General features: G+C 62.3%; 9 protein-coding genes and 1 pseudogene. 6 read left to right on the top strand and 4 right to left on the bottom strand.

Annotated features, from left to right (window positions below; genetic code table 11):
- Positions 1-395: pseudogene (locus BMF89_RS12915) on the bottom strand (HNH endonuclease); the annotation flags it as partial.
- Between the two features lie 187 nt (positions 396-582).
- On the opposite strand from BMF89_RS12915, the gene BMF89_RS12910 reads away from it, so the two are divergent.
- The 6 genes from BMF89_RS12910 (at position 583) to BMF89_RS12890 (ending at position 5,728) form a co-directional block, all read left to right on the top strand.
- Complete coding sequence (locus BMF89_RS12910) at positions 583-1,395, top strand: LysR family transcriptional regulator (RefSeq protein ID WP_253190811.1); 813 nt, start codon at positions 583-585, stop codon at positions 1,393-1,395.
- Positions 1,377-1,499, top strand: a complete 123-nt coding sequence (locus BMF89_RS22625) for a hypothetical protein (protein WP_290439677.1) — start codon at positions 1,377-1,379, stop codon at positions 1,497-1,499. Before BMF89_RS12910 ends, BMF89_RS22625 begins: the two co-directional genes overlap by 19 nt.
- A gap of 124 nt (positions 1,500-1,623) precedes the next feature.
- Positions 1,624-2,721, top strand: a complete 1,098-nt coding sequence (locus BMF89_RS12905; protein ID WP_078107504.1) for a tartrate dehydrogenase — start codon at positions 1,624-1,626, stop codon at positions 2,719-2,721.
- 159 nt (positions 2,722-2,880) lie between these two features.
- Positions 2,881-4,275 (top strand): C4-dicarboxylate transporter DctA, encoded by a 1,395-nt coding sequence (gene dctA, locus BMF89_RS12900; protein ID WP_253190810.1) that lies wholly within the window; start codon positions 2,881-2,883, stop codon positions 4,273-4,275.
- Position 4,276: 1 nt separating this feature from the next.
- Positions 4,277-5,425: a glycerate kinase gene (locus BMF89_RS12895; RefSeq protein ID WP_078107503.1), complete on the top strand. Its 1,149-nt coding sequence runs from the start codon at positions 4,277-4,279 to the stop codon at positions 5,423-5,425.
- An 87-nt stretch (positions 5,426-5,512) separates the two neighbouring features.
- Complete coding sequence (locus tag BMF89_RS12890; RefSeq protein ID WP_171983483.1) at positions 5,513-5,728, top strand: type II toxin-antitoxin system prevent-host-death family antitoxin; 216 nt, start codon at positions 5,513-5,515, stop codon at positions 5,726-5,728.
- Between the two features lie 178 nt (positions 5,729-5,906).
- Here the strand turns inward: BMF89_RS12890 and BMF89_RS12885 are convergent, their stop codons facing one another.
- The 3 genes from BMF89_RS12885 to BMF89_RS12875 are packed head-to-tail and all read right to left on the bottom strand — an operon-like array spanning position 5,907 to position 8,672.
- Positions 5,907-7,121, bottom strand: a complete 1,215-nt coding sequence (locus BMF89_RS12885) for an FtsX-like permease family protein (protein ID WP_139359646.1) — start codon at positions 7,119-7,121, stop codon at positions 5,907-5,909.
- Positions 7,108-7,770, bottom strand: coding sequence for an ATP-binding cassette domain-containing protein (locus BMF89_RS12880; RefSeq protein WP_171983482.1), 663 nt, complete (start codon positions 7,768-7,770; stop codon positions 7,108-7,110). The genes BMF89_RS12885 and BMF89_RS12880 overlap by 14 nt, the downstream gene beginning before the upstream one ends.
- Positions 7,767-8,672, bottom strand: a complete 906-nt coding sequence (locus BMF89_RS12875) for a hypothetical protein (RefSeq protein WP_139359645.1) — start codon at positions 8,670-8,672, stop codon at positions 7,767-7,769. Before BMF89_RS12875 ends, BMF89_RS12880 begins: the two co-directional genes overlap by 4 nt.
- Positions 8,673-8,695: the final 23 nt, after the last annotated feature.

Raw genomic sequence — 8,695 nt, 5'->3', positions numbered from 1 at the left:
AAGGCGGCGAGGGTGCGCGGCATTTCGGTGACCAGCGCCTTCGCGAGTCCGAGGAGCCGGGATCCTTTGGCGGGGGACTCCCGCCGGGCCAAAGCCACCTGGGCTGCGACGCCGCGCCCGCGTTCGTCGGCCGGGACACCGGCCGCCGCGTCAGTGCTGCGCTGGACGGCATCGAACGCGACAGCGATCCTCGCCTGCGCGCCGGCGATGGCGGACTTCAAATCTTCCAGGCCGCGCAACTGGTCAATCAATTCAGCGCGGTCGGAACCTGGCCGAAGTGAAGCAACGGCGTCAATCAGATCCCGCACCCGGACGCCCGGCACGGCAGCATCCGGACCCGCGCAGCCCGCTGGCGCGCCGGATCCCATCAGCTGCGTTCCCCGAGTCCCCTCCATAACCAAAGCATTCCAGGGACCTACGACATTAACAGGCCGAAGAACGGCGCCCGGCGAAAAATCTTGATAAGCGGCAGGATTTATGGAGACGGCCACCGAAGGAGCCCGGATAGCCCGGCCATCGCTTGCGTCACTGATAGGCGTAGGCTATCGATCGTGTCGGAAGCCCAGCCAGAGGAGCCGCACTGTGGACACGCGAAAACTGAAGTACTTCCTCGCCGTCGTCGACCACGACGGATTCAACAGCGCTGCCGAGCATCTGCTCATCGCCCAACCTTCGCTTTCCCAGACGATCGCCAGCCTCGAGAAGGAGCTCGGCGTTCCGCTCTTCCACCGCATCGGCCGCAGGGCAGTCCTTAGCGAAGCCGGCAAAGAGCTGGTCGGCCCGGCCAGACTCGTCATGCGGGATCTCGACGCCGCGCAATCAGCGGTCCAGTCACTCCAGGGGATCAGGAGCGGTCGACTCGACATCATCACCATGCCGTCCCCCGGCATCGAGCCGCTGACGTCCATGATCGCCGCCTTCACCAAGGTTTACCCCGCAGTCCGGCTCAACGTCAGTGCCGCGTTCACTCCCGAAGAAGTGATCGAGTCAGTCCGGAATGGCAGCTCCGAGATCGGCCTGGCCGGCTCGCCTACGCCGATCCTGGTTCCAGGCGTCGAGGTCATCGAACTCGAAAAGCAACCGCTCATCCTGATCGTCAATCCGCAGGCCGACTCCTTCGGCGCCGAGCAAACGGCCATCCAACGCGAGGATCTCGGGGGCCAGCGCATCATTGCGAGCCAACGAGGCTCCCTTATGCGTTGGCTCGTGGATGACGCCCTGGCGCACGGCGTTGAGGTGGAGATCGTCGTCGAAGTTGCCCACCGGACCTCCATCTTGCCCCTGGTCCTGGCGGGCGTCGGGCACGCGGTGATGCCGTCGTCGTGGGCTCCCACCGCGCACAAGGCCGGACTGCGCACAAGGCCGGACTGCGCACAATGCTCATCGAACCGGTGACCCATCTGGACGTCGCGGTGCTCAGCCGCAAGGACAACCTCACCCCGGCGGCCAAAGCGTTCTTGAAGGTCGCCGCGGAGCACACCGAGCGCACCAATAACTAGAAACCAATAGGCATTACCTATCAGTTGTATCGAAACTAAGTCTTGGACGCCGCCTACCCGCCGCCCGTCTACTTGAAGAGGAAAGCAGTGTGACTCTGCTAACAAACTCAACGAGGAGGTAGGCATGAGCGCCACCCAGAAATTCAGCATCGCGTCGATCCCCGCAGACGGTGTGGGCAAAGAAGTTGTCTCCGCGGGACGCCGCGTCCTGGACGCCCTGGCCGCGAACTCCGCCGGCAAGTTCGCCTTTGAATGGACCGAGTTCCCGTGGGGCTGCGGCTACTACGAGAAGACCGGCCAGATGATGGACCCCAGGGGCCTTGACGCCCTCAAGGACTTCGACGCCATCTACTTCGGAGCCGTCGGCTGGGAGAACGTCCCGGACCACATCAGCCTCTGGGGCCTGCGCCTGAACATCACGCAGAACTTCGACCAGTGGGCCAACATCCGACCGGTCAAGTTCCTCCCCGGCATCCAGTCCCCGCTCCGCAAAGCTGACAACACCGAGCTCGACTGGATCGTTGTCCGCGAAAACAGCGAAGGCGAGTACGCCGGCCTGGGCGGACGCAACCTGAGCGGGCGCGGCCCGGGGAACGAAGTAGCGCTGCAAACCGCACTGTTTACCGAGAAAGGCTGCGAGCGCATCATGCGCTTCGCCTTCGAGCTCGCCCGGACCCGCACGGTCAAGAAAGTCTCGTCGGTCACCAAGTCCAACGCCCAGCAGTACGGCATGGTCCTCTGGGACGAAACCTTCCAACGCGTCGCCCTCGACTACCCGGACGTGCGGACCGAGAGCGTCCTGGTCGACGCCATGAGCGCCAAGTTCATCCTCCACCCCGAGGAACTGTCAGTGGTGGTCGCGTCCAACCTGAACGCCGACATCCTCTCCGATCTCGGCTCCGCCCTCTCCGGCAGCCTCGGCCTCGCCGCGAGCGCAAACCTGAACCCTGAGCGGCGCTTCCCGTCGATGTTTGAGCCCGTCCACGGTTCCGCGCCGGACATCGCGGGCAAGGGCATCAGCAACCCGATCGGGGCCATCGCCAGCGCCGCCCTGATGCTGGACCACTTCGGCCTGCACGAGGAAGCCCGCCTGGTCGAGGCCGCCATCGAGCAGACCACCGCCGCCGGGTTCTTGACCCGCGACGTCGGCGGCGAAGCCACCACGGACGACGTCACCGAAGCCATCATCAAGGCTCTTAGCCACTCGCTGGCCGCCGTCTAAAGCAGCCGCAACTCCGGTGGCGTTCGACGGCGGCTGGCCGGCCGCCGTCGAACGTCGCGGAGGTCCCTTCCCAACGCTCGCAAGCTCGCGTCGGGGCCCTCGGGACGCCGCTTACCCTTTCAGCTCTCTCCAGAGATTTTCCACAATGAGGTAGGAAACATGGGACACTCATCAACCGCCGGTCATCCGACCCCGGCCCCCAAAAAACGCTGGTACCGGCAACTGTATTTCTGGGTACTGACCGCCATTCTCATTGGCGTCCTGCTCGGCTGGCTCGCGCCGACCGCAGGCACCGCCATGGAACCGATCGGAACCACGTTCGTCAATGCGATGAGGATGCTCATCGGGCCGATCGTCTTCCTGACCATCGTCGGCGGAATCGCGAGCGTCGCGGACCTTAAGAAGGTCGGGATGACGGGCCTCAAGGCTCTCACGTACTTCCAGATCGGCACGATTTGTGCGTTGGCGTTCGGTTTGGTGGCGATCAATATCTTCCGGCTTGGCGAGGGCGTCAACGCTACTGCGGGCACCATCAAGACCACCGCCGCCGCGGCCCAGCTTATCGATGCCGGCGCGCACCAGGAATGGTGGCAGTTCCTGACCAACATCATCCCCACGAGCATCGTCCAGCCCTTCATTGCGGGCGATATTCTCCAGATCATCTTCATCGCGGTGGTCTTCGGGATCGCGTTGAACGCGATGGGCAAGCTTGGCGCCCCCGTGCTCGACGGCGTGCAGCGGCTCACCGGCGTGATGTTCAAGATCCTGGGCTTCATCATGAAGGCCGCGCCGCTGGGTGCCTTCGGCGCCATGGCCTTCGCGGTCGGCAAGTACGGTGTGTCCTCGCTGACAAGCATGGGCGGGTTGATCGCGCTGTTCTACGTCACCTCGATCCTCTTTGTGGTGGTGGTCCTTGGCTCCGTCATGGCGTTCCTGAAACTGAACATCTTCACGATGATCAGGCATTTCAAAGAGGAATACCTGATCATCCTGGGCACTTCGACCGCCGAACCGGCGCTGCCGGGCCTGATGCGCAAGCTCGAGCATGCGGGGGTCAAGAAGGAGACAGTGGGGCTCGTTGTCCCCACCGGCTACAGCTTCAACCTCGACGGCGCAGCGATCTACCTTTCCCTGGCCGCCGTGTATATCGCCCAGGCCACCAACACGCACTTGAGCATCGGCCAGCAATTGGGACTCATCGCCGTCATGCTGCTTACGTCCAAGGGGGCTGCCGGTGTTGCTGGCGGCGGATTCATCGCTCTCACTGCAACGTTGGCCACCATCGGCACCATCCCGGCGGCGGGCATCATGCTCATCTTCGGCATCGACAAGTTCATGTCCGAATGCCGCGCCCTGGTGAACTTCACGGGCAACGCCGTCGCCACGTTGTTCATCGCCTGGTGGGACCGCACCCTCGACGCCGACCGCGTCCGCAGTGTCTTCGCGGGCGAAGCTGTGGAGCCGATTCAGGTGGCCGATCTTCCGGCGCCCGCTGCCGCCGTCGAGCCCTTTCAGCCCGCCGATCGCCACCCCGCCTATTCGGAATCCATCTGACATGAGTAACGCAACCGCCCCGAAAACCGTCCTCATCGCGCCCGACAAGTTCAAAGGCAGCCTCACGGCCGGCGAGGTGGCAGACGCCCTGGCGGCAGGGCTGCGTTCCGTCGGAGCAGTTCGCTGTGAGCTGCTGCCGCTGGCGGACGGAGGTGACGGCAGCGTTGATGCCGCCGTCGCCTCCGGGTTCGCCCGCCACGGCTGCACGGTGAGCGGCCCCACTGGCCAGCCCGCACAAGCGAGCATCGCGTTCGACGGCGTCACTGCTGTTGTGGAGGTAGCGAACACTTGCGGTTTGGGGCTCTTGCCGGACGGACGGCTTTTGCCGCTGGATGCGTCGAGTCGCGGGTTTGGCGAGGCTGTTCTCTTTGCCCTTTCGTTGAGGCCGGCTCGGATCGTGCTGGCGCTCGGAGGCAGCGCGAGCACCGACGGAGGAATGGGCATGCTCACCGCTCTGGGCTTGCGCTTCCTGGATGCCTCCGGCCGTTCTTTGGAAGGCAACGGGCGGAACCTTGGCCTTGTTCATTCCGTTCTCGGGACGTTGCTTTCCGGGCTGGCCGAGACGGAACTGATTGTTGCGAGCGACGTGCACAACCCGCTGCGCGGACCGGACGGAGCTCCTGCGGTGTTCGGTCCGCAGAAGGGCGCATCGCTTGCGGATGTTGCAGCGCTCGACGCCGGTCTGATGCATTTTGTCTCCGTGCTCGCCTCCGTTGGGTTTGAGGATGCAGCTTCCGTTGCCGAGCATCCGGGCGCTGGAAGCGCCGGTGGGATCGGCTTCGCGTGCATGCTGCTGGGTGCTTCCCAGGTCTCCGGGGCGGACTACTTCCTCGACCTCCTGGACTTCGACAACCGCAGGGACAGCTGCGATCTGGTGGTGACCGGCGAGGGCAGCATCGACGAGCAGACCCTCGCCGGAAAGCTGCCGGCCGCGGTCGCGCGCCGCTCGGGTACGCGGCCGATCATCGCCGTCGCGGGGCGCTCCTTGCTGCGGCAGGAGCGGTGGTCCGAGATGTCTCTTTCGCACGTCTACACCCTGGCGGACTATACGGATCTGGACTCGTCGAAGGACCCTGTGTTGTCGGCGGAACTATTGCGGCGGATCGGGCGGGAAATTGGGGAGGGGCTCGGTCGCTTAGGTGGCTTGTAAACAGACACGCCCGACTTCCGTGATCTCTTGCTACCGCGGGTCTACGAACGAAGAACGCACCCGTATCAGCGGTGACACACTTGGTGCATGGGAACTGTGACGGTGCGCGAGCTAAGGAACCATGGCGACGAAGTGCTTGAGCGGGTCGCTCGTGGCGAAACGTTGATCGTTACCCGCGAAGGCCACGAGGTGGCTGAGCTCCAGCCCGTACGCCGACGCGGCCGCCAAACAGAACAACTGATCGCCAGCCGCCGGCACCTGCCGCGCGTGGACATTGAAGCATTCCGGGCAGATCTGGACTAGATCCTGGCTTCGAGTTCGGGGTCCCTATGGTCAAGGACATGAACTCCATGCTCGTCTGGTTCAAGACCGGCAAATACGTCGCGGACACCTCGCGCCAAGCCGAAGTATTCGGACCGCCCCCGACGGCGGAAGACGCGGTCGGGGGCGGTTTGCTCGGAGTCTGGGGCACTGGGGGGAGCTACAGGTCCCTCAGCGAGGAATCCGCGTCAAGCCGAGCGAGTCTTGCGACGTGCCCAACGGCTCCAAGGCACAAGAACAAAGGAACACAGAAGAGCGCCCCGAGCACGAGCAACCAGTTGGGCATGGCCCACGCAGCCACCGGCAGGAGGTCGAGCTGCAGTCCGCTGAAGACCGCCGTTCCTATGACGGAGCAAAGAGTTCCCAGGAGCGCTCCCACAACGCCAATGATCAGACCCACTGCGGCCAACTCGACCATGTAAACCCCTGCTATCGAGGCCCCCGACCAGCCGATGGCTTTGAGGAGACCCACTTCGCGAGCTCTCTGCTTGATCCAACTTCCACCAACAGACACTCCGACCCCGAGGCAGAAGATGATCAAGAACCCACCGATCGCCCAGCTGACAAGGGCGAGAAGAGCGAAGAGGCCTGAGAGGGACCGGATTTGGCCCGCAACGCTGTTCACTGAATATCCGAGCGCTCGGACTTGGTTCTGTACATTGACCACTTCGTCTGCTGAGTCAACGCGAACATATGCGCGGGGGTAGGTCGGCGCTTTTGTATTCGGCCGGGCATTGGCGAGCGTTGACTGGAGCACCTTACTGGATACGTAAGCAGCCTGTGCGCCATCGGTACCCGGCGACGAGTTGTCATAGATACCTGAGACGCGGAGAGATATGGAAACAGGTTCCCCATTGCCAGGGCCGATTTCCTTCGTGTACACAAAGCTCATTTCCTTGCCGAGCAGCTGGGCGTATCTCTGGCCCTGCCCCTTGTCGGGAAGCAGGATCTGGCCTTCCCCAGGGCCGTCCCCGGAGACGTCTCCCAGCAGTATTTTCGGAGTGATGCCGCTGATGAATGGCGTACCCATGAATGCACCGGGGTTGTTCGGTGATGGCCAGTTCGCAGGGTCCTCTATGGCGAGGTCTATTTGTGCCCAACCGGAGGATCGCACTACGTGATCGATTTGGCTGAACCGGGGTAATGATTCATCAGTGATCTCACGAGCTGAGTCCGGGCCTACTGAAGTCACCTCCACGTAATTCAGGGCGGAATTGGTGCTGATCTTGTTTGAGTATGAGCTTATTCCGGCCCCTACGATGCTGTCGGCGAATATGAATACCGCGATGCCAAGACTCATCAGGACCGCGAGTGGCCTCAATTTCGAGAGGGAAAGCCGCACCGACCTTGCAGCAAAGACCCTATTTCTGTTCAAGGAACAACTCCTTCATAGGAAGCTGACGGTGGGCCACTTGCTGGAAAACTTCGTCGTGGGAAGCAACGAGGATGCCGCACCCGCTGTTGGCCCCCGTTAGCATGGCGTTCAGGATGGCCTCAGTGTTTGTCGCATCGAGACCCGAACTTGGTTCGTCGGCCAATAGCAATGACGGTTCGTTGATCAGCGCACGGCAAAACGCGACTCTTTGCTGCTGCCCGCCGGAAAGCCTTTTCGCTTGCCGGTCAGCGACCGCCGCCAATCCGAAGCGTTCCAGCTGCTCCGTAATCGTTGCGCGTGTCATGGGCTTGCTGCTGGCAAGGAGGACATTTTCCAACGCCGTAAGTTCGGGCAACAGGTTGCTGCCCTGAAACACCATGCCAATTTCGTTCGAGCGGACCCGACTCGCTTCCCGGGACGAGGCGTCGGTCCTGTCGTCACCGTTGATCCACACTTTGCCGGCATCGGGAGTCGATAGGAGTCCGGAGATGTTCAGGATCGTTGACTTCCCCGAACCCGACTCACCTCGCAGCCAGACGATTTCGCCAGCCTCGACGTTCAGGCTGATTCCAGAAAGGACCAACTGTCGCGTCCCGCGATCATCTAAAAAGGACTTGGCGATGTTCTCAAGACGCAGCACCGCTGTCATTTGTTCTCCCCGAAGTCGTAGGCACCCGGGACCGCGATCATTGCGGCCGAAATTGACAGACTGCATGGTGACGCTTTGTCTGCTTCCATCCGATACAAGGACGGGAATTCTTTGCAGCCCTTCAGAGTCCGGAGTTCCTCGGCCGCTTTGTCGAAGTCGTTTGATCCGAGTCCGGACCGACTTGCGCTCGTCATGGCGGTCAACGCCCGAAAATAATTCAGGCCCTTTCCTTTGGATGAATCAATGAGCTGCGGGAGAGCGGACTGGACGGCCGGAAACATTGATCTCACTTCTTCTTTGTTTGAGAAGTACATGGAGTTGGAGAGCGCCATCAGTGCTCCGGAAAGTAGGTCTTCAACCCCGGGGTCTGCATCGAACGCCTCCAGTCGCGCCAACCTCGCGTTAGGCTCAAGCTGCACCAGAACATCCACCAGCTCGATGTACCCGCTGAGTTTTGCGAAAGTCACGGTGGCCGGAAGCGCCGCCCTACCTTGCTCGATGATCGAACCGTAGTTCCCCCAGGATGGAGACCCAGAGCGCTTTAGCGCCACAAGCGCCTTGAGCTGAGTGATCTGATCGGTTTCGGGCGCCTTCAGCACCCGTTCCAGTTCATCTCGGGTTCGCTCACTTACGACAGCGGGAAAGCTCGTGTCGAGGAGTCTCGCGGCAAGATACGTCCCGTGGACCGATCCTTTGGCGAGAGTCGATGATTCGGGCCTCATTATGAGGCCGTTGGTTCCCTGGAGCTTCATCAGGTCTTCTTTGATGGCGGAGACATCATTGGTCGGTACGACGGGACCGGCGCCGCAGGCAGTCAGGCCAATGAGAGCCAGGGCAATCAACGACGTACCTTTGATAAGCCGCGTGCAGCGCGAAATCCGACGACGGATACCGGTACCCATCCTCACATTCTCCCGAGCCTGAA

Source organism: Arthrobacter sp. SRS-W-1-2016, assembly GCF_002009585.1.
In the GTDB taxonomy this organism is placed as follows: domain Bacteria; phylum Actinomycetota; class Actinomycetes; order Actinomycetales; family Micrococcaceae; genus Arthrobacter; species Arthrobacter bambusae_A.
This window is presented reverse-complemented; position numbering and strand designations above follow the sequence as displayed.